Origin of the sequence: Streptomyces syringium (assembly GCF_017876625.1) — a bacterium.
Taxonomy (GTDB): Bacteria; Actinomycetota; Actinomycetes; order Streptomycetales; family Streptomycetaceae; genus Streptomyces; species Streptomyces syringius.
This window is the reverse complement of sequence record NZ_JAGIOH010000001.1, coordinates 341,823-364,139: the sequence shown is the minus strand read 5'-3', so window position 1 is coordinate 364,139 and position 22,317 is coordinate 341,823. Positions and strand designations below refer to the sequence as shown.

The following is a 22,317-nucleotide window of genomic DNA, read 5'->3' as shown; positions in this document are numbered from 1 at the left end:
AGCGGCGCAGAGGGTTGAGCATGAGGGCCCCCGAGGCGGGGCCGCGCCGGACCGACATCGCGTTCCCGTTCCGGATCGGCAGCCGGGGACGTACCGCGGACACCGGATACGACGACCACGTCCGCGACCTCGTCGAGCAACTGCTGTTCACCAGCCCCGGCGAACGGGTGATGCGCCCCGACTTCGGCTGCGGCCTGCTTGACCTGGTCTTCGCACCGAACAGCCCCGAGCTGGGCTCCGCGCTCCAGCTGACCGTGCAGGCGGCCCTGCAGCGCTGGCTCGGTGACGTGATCGACGTGGAGTCCCTCGAAGTGGTGAGCGAGGAGAACGTGGTGCGGGTGCACCTGGTCTATGTGGTGCGCCGGACCGGCTCGCACCGCGTCGAGGAGTTCGAAGGACGGGGAGCGGCGTGATGGGCGGGGCAACGGCGCAGAGTTGCGCCACGGAACGCAGACGGGACGACGTCCGGCGGGCGGAGCTCAACGGCGTCGACGGGATCGAGGTGAGCGACGACGGCCGTACCCTCACCGTCACCTTCCTCGGCAAGGCGCCCTCGCCGTGCCACATCGGCCCGCAGAACATCCGCATCGACGGCGGGCGCCGGGTCACGGGCATCCGCGCCGTCGAGGTCACGGTGGAGGTGGAGGAGGACCCCGAGCGCGACGACCGGATGCTGGTCACCGTCGACAAGAGAGGGGACACCTCCCGCTACCGCCTGGGCGTGGTCGAGGCCGACGCCTACGGGCGGCCGGGCGAGCAGCCGTACCGGGGCTTCGACCCCCGCTACCACCAGGCCGAGTTCGGCTTCGACCGCTCCTGCCCCACCCCCTTCGACTGCCGCGCCCCGCAGCCCTGCCCGCCGGAGCCGGGGGAGCGCCCGGTCATCGACTACACCGCCCGCGACTACGAGAGCCTGCGGCGCCTGGCCCTGGACCGGATGACGCTCACCACCCCCGACTGGGCCGAGCGGCACGTCCCGGACCTCGGGGTGACGCTCGTCGAACTCCTCGCCCACACCGCCGACCGGATCAGCTACCAGCAGGACGCGGTGGCCACCGAGGCGTATCTGGACACCGCCCGGCGCAGGGTCTCCGTGCGAAGGCACGTCCGGCTCATCGACTACCCGATGCACGACGGCTGCAACGCCCGCGCGTTCGTTGCCCTGGAGGTGGACGGCTGCCTGACACTGGAGGCCGGCACCTTCCGGTTCGCCGCCGTGGACGTCAGCGGACTCCCGCCGCAGGAACGACCGGAGCTGGGCACCGTCATCGCCGACGGGGAACTGGACACGATCACCGAGAACGCCCTGGTCGAGGTCTTCGAACCGCTCGGCCGGCGTGACCTGGAGCTGCGCCCGGAACACAACGCCGTGCGTCTGTGGACCTGGGGCGACGAGGAGTGCTACCTGCCTGCGGGAGCGACGGCCGCGACCCTGCGCGACGAGTGGCGGGACGGGGACGGAACGGGAGAGGGGGGAGATGCGAGAGAGGGGGACGAGGAGCGGGAACGGGCCCTCGCACTGTGCCCCGGCGACATCCTGCTGATCGAGGAGGTGCTCGGTCCGCGCACCGGCGCCCCCGCCGACGCCGACCCCGCCCACCGCCAGGCCGTCCGGCTCACCTCGGTCACCCCTGCCGTGGACGAACTCTACGACCAGCCCGTCGTCGAGGTGACCTGGGCCCCGGCCGACGCCCTCACCTTCCCGGTGTGCCTGTCCAGCCGCGGCGGCACCGACTGCGCGCTCCTGACCGACGTGAGCCTGGCCCGGGCGAACGTCGTCCTCGTCGACCACGGCCGTTCGCTGACCCACTGCGACGGCGAGCCTGAGTGCCATCCCGTGCCGCCCGCCCCCGTCGTCGTCGCCGGGTGCGAGCCGCCCGAGTTCGGCTGCGGCGACCGCGCGGAGACCACCGGTTCCGCCGCGGCGCTGCACGACCTTCTCGACCTGACCCGGTCGGGGCACCAGCTGGACCCCGACCACGTCCGTGAACTGCACCGGCTCGTGGGCGAGGCGGCCGTGGCCCGGGCCGGGCTCGACATCCACCTGGCCCCCGGCTTCGACGGCGAGGAGCAGGTCGTACCGCCCGGCGCCGACGCACAGGCCGCCGCCCTGGAGACCCTGCTCGCCCAGACCGCCTATCCGCGCCTGCCCGTACGGTTCCGCCCCGTCCTGCCGTACGCGCCCGTCACCCAGGCCACCCCCTACCCGGCCCCCGCGCACGTCGCCGGGGGCCAGGCCGATCTCCTCGCCACCCTCCCCGAGCGGCTGCGTGTCCGGCTGGAGGAGCTGTGGCGCCAGGTCCACGACGGCGAAGACCTGACACAGGAGCAGACAGCCGAGCTGACGGTCGTATTCGGCGCCCGCACCCTCGACCGGTTCCAGCTGGGCCAGCGGCCCGCCCAGGCCCTGCGCGAGCTGATCGCCCGGCGCGAGCGGCTGCTCGCGGGCAAGCTGCGCCGCCTCTCGGTGCTCGTGGCCCGGGCCCGCGCCGGCGGCGTACTCGACCGGCGCACCGTCTGGGAGGTGCGGCACAGCTGGGGCGAGGAATACGCCGACGGCCTCGACCCCGCGGGCCCCCGGCTCGCGGGGCCCGCCGCCGCGACCGGCCAGGACCCCCGCTCCGCCCTGCCGGCCGTCAGCGCCGTCGGGGAGCCGGCCGACGGCGCCCGGTCCGGGCGCCGGACGCGGTGGCTGCCCCGCCGCGACCTGCTCTCCAGCGGTCGCAGGGACCGTCACTTCGTTGGCGAGCTGGAGGACGACGGCAGGCTCGCCCTGCGGTTCGGCGACGGCCGGCACGGCGCCGCGCCGACGCCCGGTTCCCGGCTGGAGATCGCCTACCGGATCGGCAACGGCCCGGCGGGGAACGTCGGCGCCGAGGCCATCAACCACCTTCTCCTGTGCGGCTCCGGCTCCTGCGAGGTCACCCGGGTGCGCAACCCGCTGCCCGCCGCCGGGGGCACCGCACCCGAGTCGCTGGACGACGTCCGCCAGCTCGCCCCCCTGGCGCTGAAGCGGTCCCGGCTGCGCGCCGTCACCGCCGGGGACTATGCCGAACTGGCCGCCCGCGTCCCCGGGGTGCAGCGCGCCGCCGCCGACATCCGCTGGACCGGCGCCGTCCAGGAGGTCCACGTGGCCGTCGACCCGCTCGGCACCGCCGCCCCCGGCCCCGTGCTGCTGGAGACCGTCGGCCATGTCCTGGACGGCTACCGGCGCATCGGCCACGACGTGGTGGTCCACCCGGCCCGCCCGGTCCCGCTCGACATCTCCCTCACCGTGTGCGCCGCCCCCGGCCACCAGCGCGGGCACGTCCTCGCCGAGTTGCGCCGGGTCCTGGGCACCGGGGTCCTGCCGGACGGCCGGCCCGGCTTCTTCCATCCGGATGCCCTCACTTTCGGCGAGCCCGTCCGCGTCAGCCGTCTCATCGCCGCGGCCGCCGCGGTACCCGGTGTGCTGAGCGTCCACGCGACCCGGCTGCGCCGGCTCCATCACCACGACGACGGCGAGCTGGAGGCCGGAGTGCTGCGGCTGGGCCCGCTGGAGATCGCCCAATGCGACAACGACCCGGACCGTCCGGAGAACGGCCGGCTCGCGATCGAGATCGGAGGCGGCCGATGAGCGGCCGATGCGACTGCGGCTGCCGGGGCACCTCGGCGGCGACACCCACCGAGGTGACGAACCCGCCCGGCCAGGGCACGATCCACTACCGGGTGGGCACCTACCGGGAGTTCCGCTCCTCCATGCTCGCCCGGCTGTCCGGCCCCGCCTACCCGGCGCTGCGCGACCTGACCGTGCGCACGCCCGACGACCCGGCGATCGGCCTTCTCGACACCTGGGCCGTCCTCGGTGATCTGCTCACCTTCTACTCCGAGCGGATCGCCAACGAGGGGTATCTGCGCACGGCCACCGAGGACGGCTCCCTCACCCTGCTCGGCAGACTCGTCGGGCACCGGCCCCGCCCCGGTGTGGCCGCGGACACCTTCCTCGCCTACACCCTCGACCGGGACCCGCGCCCCGGCCAGGAGACGCCCGTGCTGATCCCGCGCGGCGCCCGCAGCCAGAGCGTGCCGGGGCCGGGGGAGGAGCCGCAGTCCTTCGAGACCTCGGAGGAGCTGACCGCCCGCTGGTCGTGGAACGAGCTCGCCGTGCTGCGCCGCCGCCCCTACCAGGTGACGCCCGACCGGCTGGAGAAGCGCACGGAGCTGTTCGTCGCGGGTACGGCCAACAACGTGAAGCCCGGCGATCAGTTGCTGTTCGTCTTCAGCGCCGAGGAGTCCGCCCGCGACAAAAGGTTTCTGCGCACCGTTCCCCACGTGCGCATCGACCGTGAGAACGAGGTGACCGCCATCGGTCTGCCCGTTGCCGCGCAGCCGTCGCTGAAGAGGCTCCGTGAGGAGCTCGGGGCATGGATCGCCCCGTCGGCGAAGGATTCGCCCCACCCCCGGCCCAAGAACAGCCGCCTCGTCGAGCGGTTCGACAAGGACGTCCTCGCCCCGCTGCGCGACGACCTCGACACGCTCAAGACCGCCACCGCCCTCGCCGACCGGCTGACCCGCGACGTGGAACGGGTCCACGAGGCCGCCGAACTCGCCCGCCGGTACCAGGACATCGCCGGCTGGTTCGAGACCCTGGCCGCGAAGTTCGCCGAACTGATCGGGCAGGCCCGTGCGCTGGAGCCGCCGCAGCCCTCGAAGCCACCGGCCGGTGACGACAGGAACGAACCCCTCTTCGCCGAGCTCCGCCTGGGATCCGACGCCGTGGCGGAGCGCGGCGGGCGGCGGGCCGCGGCGGCGGAGACGGCCGGAGGGGCCGACCCGGCCTTCCGGGGTCTGGGCGCCCTGCTGCCCGCCCTGCGGACCGCGCCCGTCCGGCCCCCGGCGGGCGCCCGCCACCTCGCCAGGGACCCCGAGCAGGTGTACGCGCCCGGCTCCGACATCGGTGCCCAGCTGCTGGCCGCGCTCGACGCCAGGGTCCGCGACGGTCTGCACGACGCCTGGCGGCAAGTGGACCTGACCGCGCCGCTGGCACTGGCCACGGTCCAGGTGATGCGGGCCACCGCGACGCCGTTCGGCGCGACGGCGCCCATGAAGCCCCGCTACAAGAACAACAACGAGATCGACTACTACGAGGACTGGCCGCTCAGCGGAAGCACCTCACTCGACACCACGGTTACCTACGACACGGCGGGCACCGTACCGGCGAAGATCACGTTCACCCACTCGGTCGCCGACTCCTCCTCGCCGACCAAGGAGCTCACCCTCCCCGACGACGAGGAGATCAACAAAAAGGTCCCCGACGTCGGCCCCGGTGAGGTGCAGGTCAGCACCTTGCTGCCGCCCCCCGAGCCGGACCCCGACCCGGCGGGCGAGGCCGGCGGGGCAGCACCCGCGCCGCCCCCGGACCCGCACCGGCTCGGCGTCCGCGCGGAACTGCTGCCCAAGCTGCCCAAGGCCACCGTGTTCGTCTCCCGGCCCAACAGCGACAACAGGGTGCTGGTCACCGTCACCGACGGCGCCACCACCGTCGAGTACCGCCTGGGGCCCGAGGAGTCCGCGCAGCAGCGGACGCTCGGCCGGCTCACGATCAACGTGGCCCGCAGGACGCCCACCGGCAAACCCTCCACCGTCAGCGTGACCATCGGCACGCAACTGGAGGTCACCGACCGGAACAAGCTGGCCCTCGACGCCGTCTACGAGGGCATCGGCCCCGGCAGCTGGGTCGCCGTCGAACGCCCCCGCAAGGGCAGCCCCGGCCAGATCCCCGGCAGCAAGGAACTCGCCCTGGTCGTCACCCGGGTCACCGGCGTGCGGGTCCTCTCCCGGGCCGCCTTCGGCATCACCGGCAAGGTCACCGAACTCACCCTCCAGGACGACTGGCTCGACGCCGACGACGTCTCCCTGGCGCACATCAGGGACGCCACCGTCCACGCCCGCGGCGACGCCCTCCGCCTCGCCGAGGAGACCGTCACCGAGGACGTCCACGGCAACGAGATCGAGCTGGCCGGGCTGTACGACGGGCTGGCCCCCGGCCGCTGGCTGATCTTCAGCGGCGAGCGCACCGACATCCCCGGCACCACGGGGGTGCGCGGCACGGAGCTCGCCATGGTCGCCGGCGCCCGGCAGAGCGTCGACCCCGCGCTGCCGGGCGACGCGGTGCACACGACGCTCGTGCTCACCGCGGACCTGGCCCACCGCTACCGGCGCGACACCCTGCGCATCCACGGCAACGTGGCACGGGCCACCCACGGCGCCACCCGGGACGAGCCGATCGGCAGCGGCGACGCGGGCCGGGCCCACCAGACCTTCACCCTCTGGCAGTCCCCGCTGACCTGGCTCGCCGCCGAGAACGCGCTGGGCGCACAGAGCACCCTGGAGGTCCGGGTGGACGGAGTGCGCTGGCGGGAGGTCGACAGCCTTGCCGGACGCGGCCCGCAGGAACGTGTCTTCGTCACCGGCACCACCGGCGCGACCGACCCCGCGGACGCCACCGCCGGCCGGACCACCATCACCTTCGGCGACGGCGTGCACGGCTCGCGCCTGCCCACCGGACACGAGAACGTCCGGGCCCGCTACCGCATCGGCGTCGGCAGATCCGCCAACGTCAAAGCCGGCCGCATCACCCAGCCCACCACCCGGCCCCTGGGGGTCACCGCCGTCGTCAACCCGCTGCCCGCCACCGGCGGCGCCGACCCGGACGGCCCCGGGCTCGCCCGCCGCAACATCCCCCTGGCCGTCACCGCCCTCGACCGCCTGGTCTCCGTGGCCGACTACGAGGACTTCGCCCGCTCCCGGGCCGGCATCGGCCGCGCCAGTGCCCGGGAGATCTTCGACGGCACCCGGCGCAGCGTGCACCTGACCGTCGCCGGCGTCGACGACATCGCCCTCGGCGACGACTCCGACATCGTGCGCACCCTGCGGACCTCCCTCACCGCCCACGGCGACCCCCGGGTGCCGGTCACGGTCGCCGTACGGGAACTGGTGCTGCTCATCGTGGTGGCCAACGTCCGCGTGCACCCCGACCACTCATGGGACCTCGTCGAACCGGCGCTGCGCCGCGCACTGCTGGCCCGGCTCGGCTACCCGGCCCGCGAACTCGGGCGGCCCGCGTACCTGTCGGAGGTCCTGGCGACCGCCCAGTCCGTACCGGGCGTGGACTACGTGGACGTGGACGCCTTCACCGGGGTGCCCGGCAGCCTGACCCCCGAAGGCCTGGAGAAACTGCCCGAGAGACTCAAGCGCCCCCAGGCGGTGGTCGAGTCCCGGCTCGCCGCGTACCAGGAGGACCGCTACCGGGTGTCGCCCCCGGGCCAGGAGACCACCGAGACCCTCACCGCGGTGGCCGCGAAGAACGGCATCACCGTCGCCGAACTCCTGCGGCTCAACCCCGACATCACCGACACCCGGCCGCTGCCGAAGGGCCGCACCGTGTTCGTCTTCCGCGGCATCCGCCCGGCGCAGTTCGCGCTGCTCTCCCCGGACGTGCCGGACACACTGATCCTTAAGGAGGCACGGGCGTGAACCGTGAGCCCGACGGCCTGCTGGAACTGCTCCCGCAGTGGCACCAGCTGCGCGACGCCGAGGCCGGGGAGCCGCTGCGGGCCCTGCTGGCCGTCATCGCCGAGCAGGTCGACCTGGTGCGCTCGGGCGTGGAGCAGGGCTACGAGGACTGGTTCGTCGAGACCTGCGCCGACTGGGCCGTGCCCTACCTCGGCGACCTCGTCGGCTACCGGATCCTGCCCGGCTACGAAGAGGTGCTGACCACCGGCCTGTCCCCGGGCGGCCCCGGCGGCGGCAGGGCCGCGTCCCGGCGGCGCCTCGCCGCCCGCCTCGCCCCCCGCCGCGACGTGGCGGACACCGTCGCCAACCGGCGCCGCAAGGGCACCCTGGCACTGCTGGAACAGCTGTCGGCATCGGTGGCCGACTGGCCCGCCAGGGCGGTGGAGTTCTCCCGGCTGCTCGGCGCCCACCAGCCGGTGCGCCTGTTCGCGGCGGGCCAGGAAGCGGCCACCGCGACCCGGCTGACCCGGGGCCGGCTGCTCGACGTCCGCGAGGGGGCCACCCTCGACCTGCTCGGCGGGGCCTTCGACGCGGCCGCGCACAGCGCCGACGTACGACGGGCCGGATCCGCCCGCCGCCGCAGCGGGTACACCCCGGCGGGCGTCGGGGTGTTCGTATGGCGGCTGAAGCCCTACTCGGTGACGCGCGCCCCCGCCTACTGCGTCGACCGGGCCCGCAACCTCTACACCTTCTCCATCCTCGGCAACGACAGCCCCCTGGTGGCCAAGCCCGAACCCGAGCCCTCGGCCTCGCACCTGGCGACCATGGACAACGTCCCCGTCCTCATCCGCCGCCGGCAGCTCGCCGGCCGGCTCACCGACACCTACGGCCCCGGCCGCTCGTTCACCGTCTGGCGCGACGACGACGAGGAGCCGGTGCCGCCCGCCGACATCGTCGTCGCCGATCTGTCCGACTGGACCTACCGGGCCCGCCGCGGCCAGGTCGTCGTCGACCCCGAACTCGGCCGGATCGCGTTCGGCACCCGCTGCGCGCCCCGGCACGGGGCATGGGTCAGCTACCACTACGCGTTCAGCGACGACACCGGCGGCGGGGAGTACCCGCGCGAACGCGACACACCGCCCCGGTCCACCGTCTACCAGGTCGGACCCGGCCGCCCCCACGAGCGCATCATGGACGCCTACGAACAATGGCGCTCCGACGGCGGCGCCGAGGCCGTCATCGAACTCACCCACAGCGGTGCCCACCAGGAGCAGCTGGACTTCGACCTGTCCCCCGGGGAGCGGCTGGAACTGCGCGCCGCCGAGGGCGCCCGGCCGGTGATCCGCCTGCTCGACTGGTACAGCAACCGCCCCGACGCGCTCAACATCCACGGCAACCCCGGCGACGGGCCGGGGCCGCGCGTCGTCCTCGACGGACTGCTCGTCACCGGCCGCGGCATCAACGTGACCGGCCCCGTCGGCTCCGTCGTCATCCGGCACTGCACGCTGGTGCCGGGCTGGTCGCTGGAACCGCGGTGCGAGCCGCACTCGCCCCAGGAGGCCAGCCTGGTCCTGGAGTGCACCACGGTCTGCGTACAGATCGAACGCAGCGTCCTCGGCACGATCGAGGTCGTCGGCGACGAGGCCGGCACCGACCCGCTGGAGATCCACATCGCCGACAGCGTCCTGGACGCCACCGGCTCCGACCGCGAGGCCCTCTCCGGCCCCGAGTGCCGGCACGCCCACGCCGTGCTGCACGCCCACCGCACCACGGTGATCGGGGAAGTCCACGTCCACGCCGTCGACATCGCCGAGGACAGCATCTTCACCGGCCGCGTCCACACGGCCCGGCGCGGCATCGGCTGCATGCGGTTCTGCTACGTCCCGCCGGGCTCCCGCACGCCCCGCCGCTACCACTGCCAGCCGGACGAGGTGCGCGCCGCCGTGCGGGAACGCGCCGAGAAGGGCGGGACCGATCCGGCCGACGTGCCCGAACTCCAGGACGCCGAGGCCGCTCGCGTCCGGCCCGTGTTCACCAGCCTCCGCTACGGCACCCCGGCCTACGGACAACTGGCCGACGGCTGCGCACCGGAGATCACCCGCGGGGCCGAGGACGGCTCCGAACCCGGCGCGTTCCACGATCTCTTCCAGCCCCAGCGCGAGGACAGTCTGCGGGCCCGCCTGGAGGAGTTCTCACCGGCCGGCACCGACGCCGGGATCATCCACGTCACCTGACCCCGCCCGACGGACCCAGGGGAACGAACACAAGGGGAACGAACTCATGCACGCAGATCTCTCCCGCCTCACCTTCCGGCCCGCCAAGCACTACTCCGGTGTGCTCGCCCAGCAGGGCCGGGTCCAGCTCGACGCCGACGCCAACGAGCAGGCGGCGATCACGCAGCACCAGGCGCGCACCCTGGCCGCCGACCTGATCGGGCAGCACGGCGGCCCGCACGGTGCCACCGGCTTCCGCATCGACTACTGCCCGGGTGAGAACAAGCTCGACAACCTGGCCGTCCACGGCGGGCGTTACTACGTGGACGGCATCCTGTGCGACGCCGGCCGGCCGCCGGCGGGGACACCGGCGGGGACACCGGCAGGGCAGGAGCCCACCACCACGCCGCACGACGCTCCGGCCGGTGCCGCCGGCTCCATCGGTTCCGATGGTTCAGGTGGTTCCGGTGGTTCCGATGGGGGCACGGGCGGTGAACAGCACCCGTGCACCGACGGAACGGTCTGGACGTACTGGGACCAGCCCGACGCCTACCGGGACCCGGAGAAGCCCGCCGACCGGCTGCCCGCCCAGTTCCCCTACCTGGTCTACCTCAAGGTGTGGGAGCGGACGGTCACCGCCGCCGAGGACCCCGAGATCCGGGAGGTGGCCCTCGGCGCCGCACTGCCGGACACGGCGGCCAGGATCAAGACCGTCTGGCAGGTCCTGCCCCTGACCGGCACCGACCTGGGCGCCCCGGCCAACCCGACGGCCGACCAGGTGCGTACGGCCTTCCGTACCTGGTCCGACGCGCAGCGCGCGACGGCCGCGACGGCCGCGTTCCGCACCGAACGCCCGGAGCGCCCCGACGACGAGCCCTGCCTCACCCGGCCCGGCCACCGCTACCGGGGCCCGGAGAACCAGCTGTACCGCGTGGAGATCCACACCGGGGGCACGGCGGAGACCGCCACCTTCAAATGGTCCAGGGAGAACGGATCCGTGGTCTTCCCCGTGGCCGCCCTCGACGGCACCTGGGTGGAGCTGGCCACGCTCGGCAACGACGACAAGCTCGACCTGGGCGCCGGGGACCGCGTGGAACTCGCCGACTCCGCCTACACCAGCCGCGGCGAGCCCGCCGACCTGCTGCGGGTCGAGGAGGTCGACCTGCCGGGCCGCCGGGTGCGACTGAGCGCCGAGCCCGGCCCGGGCACCGGCAGGCTGCCCGCCCTGCACCCCTTCCTGCGCCGCTGGGACCACCGCGCCCCCGGCGGACGCGGCACGGCCAAGCACCACCGCAACGGCGCCCTGAAGCTCGTCGAAGGCACGTGGACCGACCTGGAGGACGGGATACAGCTCTGGTTCGAACCCGGTGGCCGGTACCGGCCGGGGGACTACTGGGCCGTACCCGCCCGCACCACCACCGGCACGGTGGAGTGGCCCGTGGCGGCGGACAGCCAGCCCCTGCTCCAGCCCCCGGCGGGCGTCGACGCGCACTACGCCCCGCTGGCGTGGGTCGTGGGCGGCGAGCGCGCGGTGACGGACCTGCGGCACACGTTCCGGCCGTTGGCCGTGCCGATCGAGTCGGTCGGGAGCACCTCACGGGAGTGACGTCCCCGACCGCTTGTTGTTCAGCACACGAGTACGACCTTTGTACGTAGTCAAGGAGGAAGTCATGGCAAAGCCCCTGTCCGCCGACCGACTGGTCGAGGCTCTCCGTCAGGAGGGTGTGACGGTGCGGGAGCACCGCAGTTGGCGTACCCACAACCGCAACGGCAAGGGGGCATGGGGTCCCGTGCACGGGGTGGTCATCCACCACACCGTCACCTCGGGGACGGCGGCGTCGGTCGATCTTTGCTACGACGGATACTCGGAGCTGCCCGGGCCGTTGTGCCACGGCGTCATCGCCAAGGACGGCACGGTGTATCTCGTCGGCAACGGCAGATCCAACCACGCGGGCCTGGGGGACGGCGACGTCCTGAACGCGGTGATCGAGGAGCGGTCGCTGCCCGCGCCCAACGAGAACAACACCGACGGCAATGCCCGCTTCTACGGCTTCGAGTGCATCAATCTCGGCGACGGGGAGGACCCGTGGCCCGCCGCCCAGCTGGAAGCCATCGAGAAGGTGTCGGCGGCGATCTGCCGCGCCCACGGCTGGACCGAGCGCTCGGTGATCGGCCACAAGGAGTGGACCAACAACAAGATCGACCCCAAGGGCTTCACGATGAGCTCGATGCGCTCCCGGATAGCCGACTGCCTCAAGGGGAAGCCGGGCGGTCCGGGGCCCCAGCCGAAACCACCGCAGTACGAGCCCTTCCCCGGCGCGGACTTCTTCCGCCCGGGCCGGCACAGCCCCGTCATCACCGCGATGGGCAAACGGCTGGTGGCGGAGGGCTGCGGCCGCTACGAGGAAGGCCCCGGTCCTGAGTGGACCGAGGCCGACCGCAAGTCGTACGCGGCGTGGCAGCGCAAACTCGGCTACGCCGGCTCGGACGCGGACGGCACCCCCGGCAGGACGAGCTGGACGAAGCTGCGCGTGCCCAACGTGTGAATCCCGCCGCGTCCTGTGGTGGCCCGGTGCCCGTGAGCACCGGGCCACCGGGCGTCCGGCCCTGTCACAAGCCGTGCAGGAACTCCTCGAGGGCCTGGTTGAAGGCGTCCGGCTGCTCCATGTTGGGGAAGTGGCCGGTGCCTTCGACGGCGGTCACGCGGCCGTCGGTGACGGAACGGGCGATGTGTTCGGCCATGCCGATGAGGTCGGGCGCGTCGAGTGCGCCGTTGAGCGCCAGGACGGGAACGGCGATGTCCTTCGCGCGTGTCGCGGTGTCGAGCACTGGAACACTGAAGTCCGTTTCGTCGGCGGTGTGCTTGGCGATGGTCCGCCCGGCCATCTCCCGCAGCCGTCGTACGAGGTCGGGGCCGACGGCGTCGGGCGTGCGGTGCGGACCGGCCGCGGAGAGCGCGAACGTGTCGAGCCAGCCCCCGATGTCACCGGCCCCCAGCGCGCTGAACTGGGCGGCCCGCAGCTCCTCGGTCCAGGGGTCGCCGGGCCCGGGGGCGCCGCCACCGCTGACGACCAAGGCCCGCACCAGGCCGGGGTGCTCCAGCGTGGTGTCGACCGCGATGTTCGCCCCCATCGACACCCCGACAAGGACCGCCGGGCCGACGTCGAGGTGACGCAGCAGCGCGGCGACGTCGTCGGCCTGGCGGAACGGCCCGCTCGCGTTGGAGGACCAGCCGTGTCCGCGGGCATCCGGGGCGATCACCCGGTGGTGGCGCGCGAGGGCCGGTATCTGGTCGTCCCACATGGTGTGGTCCAGGAAGCCCGCGTGCAGCAGCACCAGGGGCTCTCCGCTGCCGGTGTCGCGATAGGCGAGGGGGCCGTCGTGGCTCTCGAAGGTGCGGAGATCGGAGGCATGGGTCATGACAACCAAGGTGCCATATTCCGAGAGGTTCGACAACTGAGGTGTCATGTCTTTCCGAAAGGTGGCACCCCGGGTGTCATCATGGTTTGGTGACCGACACCGATCAGCCCCTCCCGCCCGACGACCTCGCTCCCCGACTCATGGAGGTGTTCGCCCTGGTGGGGCCGCTGTACCGGCGCGTCCAGCGCAAGGTCGAGCAGGACGCGCCGAACCAGGGGATCTCCGTCGGGGTGCGTGGCGTCCTGGAACTGCTCAAAGAACACGGCCCCATGACCGTCCCGCAGATGGGCCGCGCCCAGGCGCTGAGCCGCCAGTTCGTGCAGCGCATGGTCAACGACGCCGCGGCACGGCACCTCGTCGACATCCTCCCGAACCCGGCCCACCAGCGGTCCTCGCTCATCTCGCTGACCGACGACGGCCGGGCGGCCATCGCCGCCGTGCTCCACAACGAACACGCCCTGCTGCGCCAGGTCGGCGGGGACCTCACCGACGCCGACGTCACGACCTGCGTACGGGTTCTCGGCCGGATGCTGGAACTCTTCGACGACGTCGACGTGAACTGAATCCGTGACCTCAGGCCCCTCCGGCTGCTTCCGGGCCTGTGCCAGGGGGCAGGCATGGGGCAGGCATGAGGGGCCGCCGCGACGTCAGCGTGGCGGCCGGATACGGGTCAAGAGGGCTGCCGCGGTGACGTGGCGGTCGCACGGGAGGCCATGGAGTGGGAACGGACCGGCACGCTCAGACGATGACGCACAGCAGTGCGGACGCGGTGCGGCACTACGAGAAGGCACTGGAGCATCTGCTCTTCTTCCGTGAAGAGGTCACCACCGAGGCCCGGGCGGCGGTCCGCGCCTCCCCGCACTCCGTCATGGCGAACGTCCTCACGGCCTATCTCGGCCTGCTCGGGACGGAGGAGAAGGACGCGGCCGCAGCCCGCACGTCCTTCGACGCGTTCCGCCGGGGCGCGCGGCTGACGGACGTCACGCCTCGGGAGCGCATGCACCTCGCGGCCGCGTCCTCCTGGCTGGACGGCGACATCCACGGGGCGGGCCGCGTCCTCGGTGAGATCAGCGTGGCCCATCCGCGGGACGCACTGGCCCTGGCGGTGGGCCACCAGATCGACTTCTTCACCGGCAGCGCCGCGCTGCTGCGTGACCGCGTGGGCGGGGCGCTGTCCGCCTGGGACGAGGACGACCCGCACTTCGGGCTGCTGCTCGGCATGTACGCCTTCGGCCTGGAGGAAGCCGGCCACTACAGCCGGTCCGAGCAGGTGGGACTGGCGGCCGTCGAACGCAACGCGCGCGACGTGTGGGGCATCCACGCCGTGGTGCACGCCTACGAAATGCAGGGCCGGTTCACCGAGGGCATCCGCTACCTGGACGACCGCGCGGGCGACTGGACGGACGGCAACTACCTGAAGGTCCACAACTGGTGGCACTACGCCCTCTACGTACTCGAGACGGGGCGCACGGACCAGGTGCTGGCGGTCTACGACGACGCCGTTCACCACGAGGGATCGGCGGGCGTGGCGATGGAGCTGCTGGACGCGGCGTCCTTGCTGTGGCGGCTGCATCTGGCCGGCATCGACACCGGAGACCGCTGGGCGGCGCTCGCCGATGCCTGGGCCGGACGCCAGGTCGGCGCCTACTACGTCTTCAACGACGTCCACGCCGTCATGGCCTACGTCGGTGCGGGCCGGATCCCCGAAGCCGAACGTCTCATCCGTGACCGGGAGGCCTGGATCCGGAAGACGCGTCCGGGGGTCTCCAATGTGGCGATGACCGCCGAGGTCGGACTGCCGGTGTGCCGGGCACTGCTCGCGTACGGGCGGCAGCGGTACGACGAGGCAGTCGATCTCCTGCTTCCGTTGCGGTACCGCCTGCACCTCTTCGGGGGCAGTCACGCCCAGCGGGACGCGATGCAGCGGACCTTGGTGGAGGCGGCTCTGCGCGCCGGACGGCACGACGTGGCACGTACGCTGCTGAGCGAGCGCACCGGCCTGCGCCCGGTGAGCCCCTACAACTGGGCGGCCCGGGCGCGGCTCGCCGACCACCTCGGCGACACGGCCCGGGCCGCCGACGCCCGCCACCGGGCGGGCGAGCAGGCGTCGGCGGTCTTCCGCTGAGGATGTTCGAGATCAGGCGCGCACGGTGTACCACGCGCCGAGGCCGCTGCACCCGGTCGCGTTGTAGGTGGTGCTCCGGTAACCGGCCGGAATGGGCGAGCCGGGGCAGGTCCAGATGCCGTTGCGGACCAGCTGGTGGTACCAGGCGCCGATGCCGCTGCAGCCGTTGCGGTCATACATGGTGGTCACGTACCCGGACACGATCGGCGAGCCCGAGCAGGTCCAGATGCCGTCACGGGCCAGCTGGTGGTACCAGGCGCCGATGCCGCTGCAGCCGTTGCGGTCATACATGGTGGAGACGTACCCGGACACGATCGGCGAGCCGGCGCAGGTCCAGATCCCGTCGCGGGCGGGCTGCTGGAACCAGGCTCCCGCGCCGTTGCAGCCATTGCGGTCGTACATGGTGATGACGTACCCGGCCGGAACGGGCGCCCCGGAGCAGGACCACCCACCCGCCGCGGCCTTGGTCTCGGCGGGCGCGGCGGCGGCTGTGCCGGTGGCGGCGCCGGTGAGGACGGCCGCGATCAGGGCGACGGCTCCTGCCATCGCGGAGATCCGTCTTCGGACGGCCGCGATCGCCGTACGGGTGCCCCACAGCTGACGTAATTGGCTGTTCATTTCACACCAGTCCTGTCGACATGCTCACTGGAAGTCTCTCGATGGCCGCGAACACCCTGTCGGCACAGCAGGGAGGCCCCCTCTGGCTCGGCCGCGTACTCGACCTCGCCGAGGAAATGAGGGCTTCTCGCCCAGGGGTAAACAGGGGCCGGAGTATCGGAGCGGGAATGCGCGATGGAGCGGAGAAAGTGATTCCGGTTCGATGGCTGGGCTGCTGTGCGCGGTGAGCGGGCTGCGAGTTCATCGGCATCTTGTCGCGTATCCGTCAGCCGGGCAAGGGGCCCTCTGTGAAGGAGTTTGCCAGGGAGCGGTTGCCGCGGGGGCGAGGCCAGGCGCGGTGCGGACGGCGGGACGCGGCGGGCGCGGGGATCTTCGCTTCTCCTGTCCGGGGAGGCGGCTTTCCGCTGTCGAGAGAAAACCGGTGTGTGAAGGGCCCGCTGTTTCTCGCGGGCCCTTCACGATCCGCTATGAGGAACGGCGGCGCCGGGAGGCCCGGCGAATCAGGAAGATCACCAGCACGATCAGCGCCACCACGAAGAGGGTGCCGAAGATCATGGCCACCAGCAGGGCGGCGCCCAGCTTACGGAACAGGCCTTTCTTCTTCTTGTTCTTTTTCTTCTTCTTGTCCTTGCCCTTGGCCAACTTCTTGTAGTCCGCCGTCTTGTGGTGCGACGAGGAGAGGGATCCGTGCTGGGACGCTGCCGCGCCCACCGCCCCGGCAGTCATCGGACGGGCGTCCGTGCTGCTGAGGGGGGAGTGCCGGCCGGTCCCGGCCGGGGTGTGCACGCCGGCGGCCGAGGCGGGCGTCGCCAGCAGGGCGGCGCCCAGTGTGAGGGCGATGAGCAGGGAAACCCTGCGGGCCAGGCGCTGCCGCCGCCTTCCCTTGTATTGCTGCTCGCTCTTCATTCGCGTGCCCCCTGTATCGGTGCTCTCGTGGTTCGGTGCGCCTCGCCTGCGCGGGGCGCACCCATTATCGACACACCAGAGGCGTGCCCGGTTCCGGGCTGTTGATGCACGGTATTGATACCGAGTCGAGGCCTCTTGGGGTATTCGCGTGAAAATGAATGGGCTGGGCATTTATCCGACTTGAGGTTTTGGCCGCGGACAATTGATCAACCGGGCCGGACCGACGTCCCCGGCGCTCCCGCTGCTACCTTCCGGGTCCATGGACGACAGTGTGTATGTGGGCAACGCGGGGCGGGACGCGGCGCTGGACCGAGGATGGCTGCTCGGACACTTCAAGGACACCGCGGACCCCCGGCACAGCGAGGACGTCGAAATCAAGTGGGGTGTCCATCAGCGGGGCGACAAACGCACGCGATGGGTGAACGGCGAGGAACGGACCGCCCTTCTGGTCCTCATCAGCGGCCGCTTCCGCGTGGAACTCCCCGGTCGCAGTGTGCTGTTGGAGCGGCAGGGCGACTACGTCGTCTGGGGCCGGGGTGTCGACCACTCCTGGTGCGCCGAGGAGGAATCCGTCGTACTGACGGTCCGCTGGCCGTCCGTCCCGGGCTATCGGGCCGACTGAGTGGTCACCGCGCTTCGGCTTCACGCAGGGGTGTAGCCGCGGGTGTGTACATGGTCCTCGACGATCCGGGTGAATGCCCGGGCGGCGGCGCTTCGGTAGGCGTTCTCGCGGCGCAGCAGGCTGACCGTACGGGCGGGGAGGGCGGGGTCGAGGGGGACGGGGGTGAGGTGGGGGTGGTCGTGGGTGATGGCGTCGGGCAGGACGGTGGCGAGGGTGGTGCGCTGGACGATCTCGGTCAGGGCCTGGATGGAGTTGGCCTCCACCACGATGCGCGGCGTGACGCGGTGGGCGGCGAAGTAGGCGTCGATATGGCCGCGGGTGGCGAAGTCGCCGCTCAGCAGGGCGAGATGGCGGTCGGAGAGATCCCGGACCGGTAGCGGATCCGGCCCCTCGGCGCCGGTCCGGCCGGTGCCGGTCACGAGGCCGAGAGTCTCGGTGAACAGGGCGGTTGCCGTGATGCCCGGCAAGTGGGACCCGTGGAACGCGATGCCGAGGTCCACCTCGTCGGCCAGTAGGCCCGTCTCCATGCGGTCCTGAGGCAGCTCTTTGGCGTCCAGGGTGATGCCGGGATGGCGGGCGTGCAGCTCGGCGATGAGGGGACCGATGAGATAGGCGGTGAAGGTGGGCGTGAAGGCCAGGCGGAGGTGGCCGCGGGAGAGATCGGCCACGTCCACCACGGCACGTTCGGCGGCGGCGAGGTCGCGCAGGGCGCGACGGGCGTAGTGCACGTACGTGTCACCGGCGTCGGTGAGACGGACCGTACGGCCGGTGCGGTCGAGGAGCTGGGCGCCGACGGTGCGCTCGAGCTGCTTGATCTGCTGGGAGAGCGTGGGCTGCGAGATATGCAGGTCCTCGGCGGCGCGGGTGAAGTTGGCGTGCTCGGCGACGGCGAGCAGATAGCGCAGATGACGGAGTTCCAGAGCCATGGCCCCAACTATAGATGTCATCGATAGCAGTTATGGATATCAAGTATTGGACGCTATAGAAGCAGGTCATGCATGGTGGATCCCGTCAGCCCCACGGGGCGGACAGCCACCGAAGGGAGTGACCATGCAAGACCTCACCGAGGGTGTCGCGCGTTTCCAGCGGGACGTCCACCCGGCCAAGGCGGAGCTCTTCGCCCACCTGGCCGCGACACACCGGCCGACGACGCTGTTCATCAGCTGCTCCGACGCCCGGGTGGTGCCTGAGCTGCTCACCCAGAGCGAGCCGGGTGACTTGTTCGTCATCCGCACCGCCGGAAACCTCGTCCCCGCCTACACCCCCGGCTCGGACGGGGTGGCGGCCAGCATCGAATACGCGGTGGCCGTCCTGGGCGTACGCGACATCGTGGTGTGCGGGCACTCCGCCTGCGGTGCGATGACCGCACTCGCCGAGAACCACGACCTGAGCGGCGCCCCCGCGATCGCCGACTGGCTGCGCCACGCGGACGCCTCACGGGCCCGTACCGCCGCGGAAACCGGCACGGAGAAGGTGGCCGCCCTGGTGCGCGAGAACGTGCTCGCCCAGCTGGCGAACCTGGCCACCCACCCCTCGGTGGCCCGCGCCCTGGCGGAGAACACCGTCACCCTGCACGGCTGGGTCTACGACATCCCCACCGGCGCGGTCGAGGACGTGACCGCGGCCGGCCGCCAGGCCGCCCTCGCGGCCTGAGCCGGCCGCCCCCATCCCGATCACCCCGGAGCCGTTCCCACGGCTCGCGGGTACCCAGAACCTGCCGTCCCCCTCTCCTCGGGAGCGGCACACCCGAAAGGAAACCCTCCTCATGGTGCACGCCCAGTTCGACCCCACCGCCCGTCAGGCCCTCGCCGTGAAGGCCGTCGAGGCCAAGGTGCGCAAGGACCTTTCCTGGCAGCAGATCGCCGACACCGCGGGCCTGTCGGTCGCCTTCGTCACCGCCGCCGTGCTCGGCCAGCACCCCCTGCCGGAGAACTCGGCCAAGGCTGTCGCCGAACTCCTGGGCCTGGACGACGACGCCGCGATGCTGCTGCGGACGATCCCGACGCGCGGCTCCATCCCCGGCGGCGTTCCGACCGACCCCACCATCTACCGCTTCTACGAGATGCTGCAGGTCTACGGCACCACGCTCAAGGCCCTGGTCCACGAGCAGTTCGGCGACGGCATCATCAGCGCGATCAACTTCAAGCTGGACGTGAAGAAGGTCGCCGACCCCGAGGGCGGCGAGCGCGCGGTGATCACCCTGGACGGCAAGTACCTGCCGACCAAGCCCTTCTGATCCGGCTCACCCCACTGATCCGGTAGACCCCGGGGCGGGCCCGTGGCGACGAGGCCGCCGGCCCGCCCTTCCCGTAAGGAATCCTCATGGACTTCGCACAGCGCACCATCGACATCGCCCGCCGCAACGTCGAAGAGGGCGGCCGTCCGTTCGCGACCGTCATCGTCAAGGACGGGAACATCCTGGCCGAGAGCCCGAATCTGGTCGCGCAGACCGCCGACCCGACCGCCCACGCCGAAATCCTCGCCATCCGCGAAGCCTGCGTGAAGCTGGGCACCGAGCATCTGACCGGTACCACCATCTACGTGCTCGCCCACCCCTGCCCGATGTGCCTGGGATCGCTGTACTACTGCTCCCCGGACGAGGTCGTCTTCCTCACCACCCGCGACGCCTACGAGCCGCACTACGTGGACGACCGCAAGTACTTCGAACTCGACACCTTCTACGGTGAGTTCGCCAAGGACTGCACCGAGCGGCGTCTGCCCATGCGCCATGAGGCCCACGACGCCGCGGTCGAGGTGTACAAGTTCTGGCAGGAGCGCAACGGCGGCGAGCGCCGCGTGGCCGGCGCCCCCACCGCTTGAGGGGACGGCTGACCCCTCATACATCACTTGATCCGTCGGCATAGGGTTCCCGCATGACGACCACACTCCGCCTGGAGAAGATCACTGCCGACAACTTCGACGCGGCGATCGGCCTCACGGTACGCCCCGACCAGGAGCACCTGGTGGCTCCTGTCGTGAAGTCCCTCGCCGAGGCGTATGTGCACCCCGATACCGCCTGGCCCCGCCTCGTCCTCGACGGCGACAGGCCCGTCGGCTTCCTCATGGCCTTCCTCGGCATCGACTTCGCCGGTGACGGCACGGGAACCGACATCCGATCGGGCCTGTGGCGCCTCAACATCGCGGCCGGCGAGCAGGGGCGCGGCTACGGCCGCTTCGCGGTCGAGTCCGTGGCCGCCGAGATCCGCCGCCGTGGCGGCACCCGTCTCACCACCACCTGGCACCCGGGCGAGGACGGCCCCGAACGCTTCTACCTGGCGCTCGGCTTCCGGCCGACAGGGGAGATGAGCGGGGACCAGACGGTGGGGGAACTGGAGTTGGTCTAGACGCCGGCCCGCCGGTGGCCTCAGTTCCGCAGGTGCCCCAGCACCGATCGCGCCGCGCGGTCCACGGCCTGGCGCGCCTGCTCGGTGTGGTCGGTCGTCTCGAACCCGTGGTGACCGAGTGGTACGTCGATCACCTCGACATCGGCTTCGCACTCCGTGGCCGCGGCCAGGAATTCCTCGACCGTCCGCGCGATCGCCGCGCTCTCCAGGCCCACCCGGGTCAGCACGACCGGCAAGGGCCCGGCGGCACGCACCGCGGCCGCAGGGCGGAACCGTTCGCCGAGCCCCCAGTTCGGCAGCGGCGCGAGTATCGGGTACGTCGCCGCCACACACCGCAACCACGGCGGGGGAGCCGCGAGCCAGTCCGCCGACAGCAGCCCGCCGCCGGAGAAGTACCACAGCGCGACACGTTCCCCGTCGACGCGCGGATCAGCGCGTACGAGCTCGACCGCTTCGGCGACGTCCTCGGCGGCCCGTTCGTAATCGGCGAGGTCGTGCAGCCGGTGGTCCAGCGTCACCCCGACCGCTCCCAGACTCGCCACGTACTGGCCGTAGCCGACATAGGCCGGCCAGTCGCGTGGTGTCGGCCGGGCGTCGGCCGGAACGGGGCCGCCATGGACGAACACCACCGCCGGACGCGGCCGGTCGGCATCGGGCAGGTAGAGGTCGACCCGCCCCACCCGCTCGCGAGGCCCCTCCGGTACCTCCATGAGGAACGGCCGCAGGTGCGCGGGCTGTTCGCTCGGCGCGGCCAGCCGGTGTCCTTCCCCCGCGGCGGCCCGGAGCAGTACCCCGGCCAGTTCGTCGGGGGTGGACAGCATCGGCCAGTGCCCGGTGTCGAGTTCGAAGAAAGTCACCCGCGGGTCGACGAGCGCCCGGAAGCGGGGATCCCCCAATCCCACCAGCGACTCGACCATGGCGATGCCCGCACCATTGGCCGTGCACAGGACGCCGGTCATCGGCAGCCCGGAAGTCACCCCCGACAGCCGTAGCGGCTGGGTGAGGGTGCCCAGTGGCTGCGGTGCGGCAAGGCGCACCAGCCGTTCCAGCGCTCGGGCGGGGATGCCGGCGGTGCTGCCCCAGCGCTGCCACTCGTCGTGGGTCGGCGGGGTGACCGACCCGTCGTCCTCGACCTGCTCCGCCCGCAGCAGCCGGTCACGGACCGCCCGGTCGGGTACCAGCTCGAGGGCAGGGTCGCCGTCCCGGGGCATGCCCGCGTCCAGATGGACGATGCGGGCGATCCGCTCCGGACGCCGGTCGGCGGCGCCGAGCACCGGGTGGATGCCGTAGCAGTGGCCGACGATCACCACCTCCGCTGCCTGAACCCGGTCGATCAACCGCACCAGATCCTCGATATGCGTCTCCAGGTCCGTCCCTGGTCCTGCCGTACCGGGGCGGTCACCCATGCCGGTGAGCGTCACCGAATGCACCTCGGCTCCCGACTCCTCCAGTCGGGTTGCCACTTCCTCCCATACCCAGCCGCCGGTGAAGGCGCCGGACACCAGGATGAATGCCGTCATGAACATCTCCTCCCACGCGTTGGCCCACGCGGCCGGCCACCGGGGCCGTCCGCGC

Annotated in this window: 18 protein-coding genes; 13 read left to right on the top strand and 5 right to left on the bottom strand. The window is 72.1% G+C overall.

Annotated elements, in window-relative coordinates; translation table 11 throughout:
• The first annotated feature begins 20 nt into the window (after window positions 1-20).
• The 6 genes from JO379_RS01720 (at window position 21) to JO379_RS01695 (ending at window position 12,253) form a co-directional block, all read left to right on the top strand.
• Window positions 21-413, top strand: a complete 393-nt coding sequence (locus JO379_RS01720) for a GPW/gp25 family protein (protein ID WP_209513427.1) — start codon at window positions 21-23, stop codon at window positions 411-413.
• The gene (locus JO379_RS01715; RefSeq protein WP_209513426.1) at window positions 413-3,616 is read left to right on the top strand and encodes a putative baseplate assembly protein; all 3,204 of its coding nucleotides are present in this window, start codon (window positions 413-415) and stop codon (window positions 3,614-3,616) included. The genes JO379_RS01720 and JO379_RS01715 overlap by 1 nt, the downstream gene beginning before the upstream one ends.
• A complete protein-coding gene (locus JO379_RS01710) occupies window positions 3,613-7,515 on the top strand; it encodes a putative baseplate assembly protein (RefSeq protein WP_209513425.1) in 3,903 nt (1,300 codons plus the stop codon). Before JO379_RS01715 ends, JO379_RS01710 begins: the two co-directional genes overlap by 4 nt.
• Entirely contained in the window at window positions 7,512-9,728 is a 2,217-nt protein-coding gene (locus tag JO379_RS01705) for a hypothetical protein (RefSeq protein ID WP_209513424.1), read from the top strand. Before JO379_RS01710 ends, JO379_RS01705 begins: the two co-directional genes overlap by 4 nt.
• Before the next feature lie 46 nt (window positions 9,729-9,774).
• Window positions 9,775-11,313 (top strand): DUF6519 domain-containing protein, encoded by a 1,539-nt coding sequence (locus JO379_RS01700; protein WP_209513423.1) that lies wholly within the window; start codon window positions 9,775-9,777, stop codon window positions 11,311-11,313.
• Between the two features lie 64 nt (window positions 11,314-11,377).
• Window positions 11,378-12,253 carry a peptidoglycan-binding protein gene (locus tag JO379_RS01695; RefSeq protein WP_209513422.1) on the top strand — a complete coding sequence of 292 codons (876 nt, stop codon included), beginning with the start codon at window positions 11,378-11,380 and terminating at the stop codon, window positions 12,251-12,253.
• A 64-nt stretch (window positions 12,254-12,317) separates the two neighbouring features.
• Here the strand turns inward: JO379_RS01695 and JO379_RS01690 are convergent, their stop codons facing one another.
• Entirely contained in the window at window positions 12,318-13,127 is an 810-nt protein-coding gene (locus JO379_RS01690; protein ID WP_209513421.1) for an alpha/beta fold hydrolase, read from the bottom strand.
• A gap of 89 nt (window positions 13,128-13,216) precedes the next feature.
• Between JO379_RS01690 and JO379_RS01685 the strand changes: the two genes are divergently transcribed.
• Window positions 13,217-13,690 (top strand): MarR family winged helix-turn-helix transcriptional regulator, encoded by a 474-nt coding sequence (locus JO379_RS01685; protein ID WP_209513420.1) that lies wholly within the window; start codon window positions 13,217-13,219, stop codon window positions 13,688-13,690.
• A gap of 182 nt (window positions 13,691-13,872) precedes the next feature.
• Window positions 13,873-15,252, top strand: a complete 1,380-nt coding sequence (locus JO379_RS01680) for a tetratricopeptide repeat protein (RefSeq protein ID WP_209513419.1) — start codon at window positions 13,873-13,875, stop codon at window positions 15,250-15,252.
• A gap of 12 nt (window positions 15,253-15,264) precedes the next feature.
• Here JO379_RS01680 and JO379_RS01675 read toward each other — a convergent pair whose 3' ends face one another.
• Window positions 15,265-15,870 (bottom strand): hypothetical protein, encoded by a 606-nt coding sequence (locus JO379_RS01675; RefSeq protein ID WP_209513418.1) that lies wholly within the window; start codon window positions 15,868-15,870, stop codon window positions 15,265-15,267.
• A 465-nt stretch (window positions 15,871-16,335) separates the two neighbouring features.
• Complete coding sequence (locus JO379_RS01670) at window positions 16,336-16,776, bottom strand: hypothetical protein (protein ID WP_209513417.1); 441 nt, start codon at window positions 16,774-16,776, stop codon at window positions 16,336-16,338.
• Between the two features lie 259 nt (window positions 16,777-17,035).
• Here JO379_RS01670 and JO379_RS01665 point away from each other — a divergent pair, with 259 nt between their 5' ends.
• Window positions 17,036-17,398, top strand: a complete 363-nt coding sequence (locus JO379_RS01665; protein ID WP_209513416.1) for a cupin domain-containing protein — start codon at window positions 17,036-17,038, stop codon at window positions 17,396-17,398.
• A gap of 20 nt (window positions 17,399-17,418) precedes the next feature.
• On the opposite strand, the gene cynR is transcribed toward JO379_RS01665, so the two are convergent.
• A complete protein-coding gene (cynR, locus tag JO379_RS01660; protein WP_209513415.1) occupies window positions 17,419-18,324 on the bottom strand; it encodes a transcriptional regulator CynR in 906 nt (301 codons plus the stop codon).
• 124 nt (window positions 18,325-18,448) lie between these two features.
• Here cynR and JO379_RS01655 point away from each other — a divergent pair, with 124 nt between their 5' ends.
• The 4 genes from JO379_RS01655 to JO379_RS01640 all read left to right on the top strand — a co-directional run bounded on the left by JO379_RS01655 (window position 18,449) and on the right by JO379_RS01640 (window position 20,742).
• Entirely contained in the window at window positions 18,449-19,051 is a 603-nt protein-coding gene (locus JO379_RS01655; protein WP_209513414.1) for a carbonic anhydrase, read from the top strand.
• A 112-nt stretch (window positions 19,052-19,163) separates the two neighbouring features.
• Window positions 19,164-19,634 (top strand): cyanase, encoded by a 471-nt coding sequence (cynS, locus tag JO379_RS01650; protein WP_209513413.1) that lies wholly within the window; start codon window positions 19,164-19,166, stop codon window positions 19,632-19,634.
• A gap of 86 nt (window positions 19,635-19,720) precedes the next feature.
• Window positions 19,721-20,218, top strand: coding sequence for a nucleoside deaminase (locus JO379_RS01645; RefSeq protein ID WP_209513412.1), 498 nt, complete (start codon window positions 19,721-19,723; stop codon window positions 20,216-20,218).
• A 53-nt stretch (window positions 20,219-20,271) separates the two neighbouring features.
• Window positions 20,272-20,742 (top strand): GNAT family N-acetyltransferase, encoded by a 471-nt coding sequence (locus tag JO379_RS01640; protein WP_209513411.1) that lies wholly within the window; start codon window positions 20,272-20,274, stop codon window positions 20,740-20,742.
• 20 nt (window positions 20,743-20,762) lie between these two features.
• On the opposite strand, the gene JO379_RS01635 is transcribed toward JO379_RS01640, so the two are convergent.
• On the bottom strand, window positions 20,763-22,262 hold the full coding sequence (locus tag JO379_RS01635) for an alpha/beta hydrolase (RefSeq protein ID WP_209513410.1): 1,500 nt from the start codon (window positions 22,260-22,262) through the stop codon (window positions 20,763-20,765).
• Window positions 22,263-22,317 lie beyond the last annotated feature (55 nt).

What these genes read in the sequence shown, in the direction of transcription:
- JO379_RS01720 (WP_209513427.1), top strand. Translation starts at nt 21, where the DNA reads ATGAGGGCCCCCGAGGCGGGGCCGCGCCGGACCGACATCGCGTTCCCG.
- cynS (WP_209513413.1), top strand. Translation starts at nt 19,164, where the DNA reads ATGGTGCACGCCCAGTTCGACCCCACCGCCCGTCAGGCCCTCGCCGTG.
- JO379_RS01645 (WP_209513412.1), top strand. Translation starts at nt 19,721, where the DNA reads ATGGACTTCGCACAGCGCACCATCGACATCGCCCGCCGCAACGTCGAA.
- JO379_RS01700 (WP_209513423.1), top strand. Translation starts at nt 9,775, where the DNA reads ATGCACGCAGATCTCTCCCGCCTCACCTTCCGGCCCGCCAAGCACTAC.
- JO379_RS01695 (WP_209513422.1), top strand. Translation starts at nt 11,378, where the DNA reads ATGGCAAAGCCCCTGTCCGCCGACCGACTGGTCGAGGCTCTCCGTCAG.
- JO379_RS01680 (WP_209513419.1), top strand. Translation starts at nt 13,873, where the DNA reads ATGACGCACAGCAGTGCGGACGCGGTGCGGCACTACGAGAAGGCACTG.
- JO379_RS01655 (WP_209513414.1), top strand. Translation starts at nt 18,449, where the DNA reads ATGCAAGACCTCACCGAGGGTGTCGCGCGTTTCCAGCGGGACGTCCAC.
- JO379_RS01670 (WP_209513417.1), bottom strand. Translation starts at nt 16,776, where the DNA reads ATGAAGAGCGAGCAGCAATACAAGGGAAGGCGGCGGCAGCGCCTGGCC.
- JO379_RS01715 (WP_209513426.1), top strand. Translation starts at nt 413, where the DNA reads ATGGGCGGGGCAACGGCGCAGAGTTGCGCCACGGAACGCAGACGGGAC.
- JO379_RS01640 (WP_209513411.1), top strand. Translation starts at nt 20,272, where the DNA reads ATGACGACCACACTCCGCCTGGAGAAGATCACTGCCGACAACTTCGAC.
- JO379_RS01710 (WP_209513425.1), top strand. Translation starts at nt 3,613, where the DNA reads ATGAGCGGCCGATGCGACTGCGGCTGCCGGGGCACCTCGGCGGCGACA.
- JO379_RS01690 (WP_209513421.1), bottom strand. Translation starts at nt 13,127, where the DNA reads ATGACCCATGCCTCCGATCTCCGCACCTTCGAGAGCCACGACGGCCCC.
- JO379_RS01635 (WP_209513410.1), bottom strand. Translation starts at nt 22,262, where the DNA reads ATGACGGCATTCATCCTGGTGTCCGGCGCCTTCACCGGCGGCTGGGTA.
- cynR (WP_209513415.1), bottom strand. Translation starts at nt 18,324, where the DNA reads ATGGCTCTGGAACTCCGTCATCTGCGCTATCTGCTCGCCGTCGCCGAG.
- JO379_RS01665 (WP_209513416.1), top strand. Translation starts at nt 17,036, where the DNA reads ATGGACGACAGTGTGTATGTGGGCAACGCGGGGCGGGACGCGGCGCTG.
- JO379_RS01675 (WP_209513418.1), bottom strand. Translation starts at nt 15,870, where the DNA reads ATGAACAGCCAATTACGTCAGCTGTGGGGCACCCGTACGGCGATCGCG.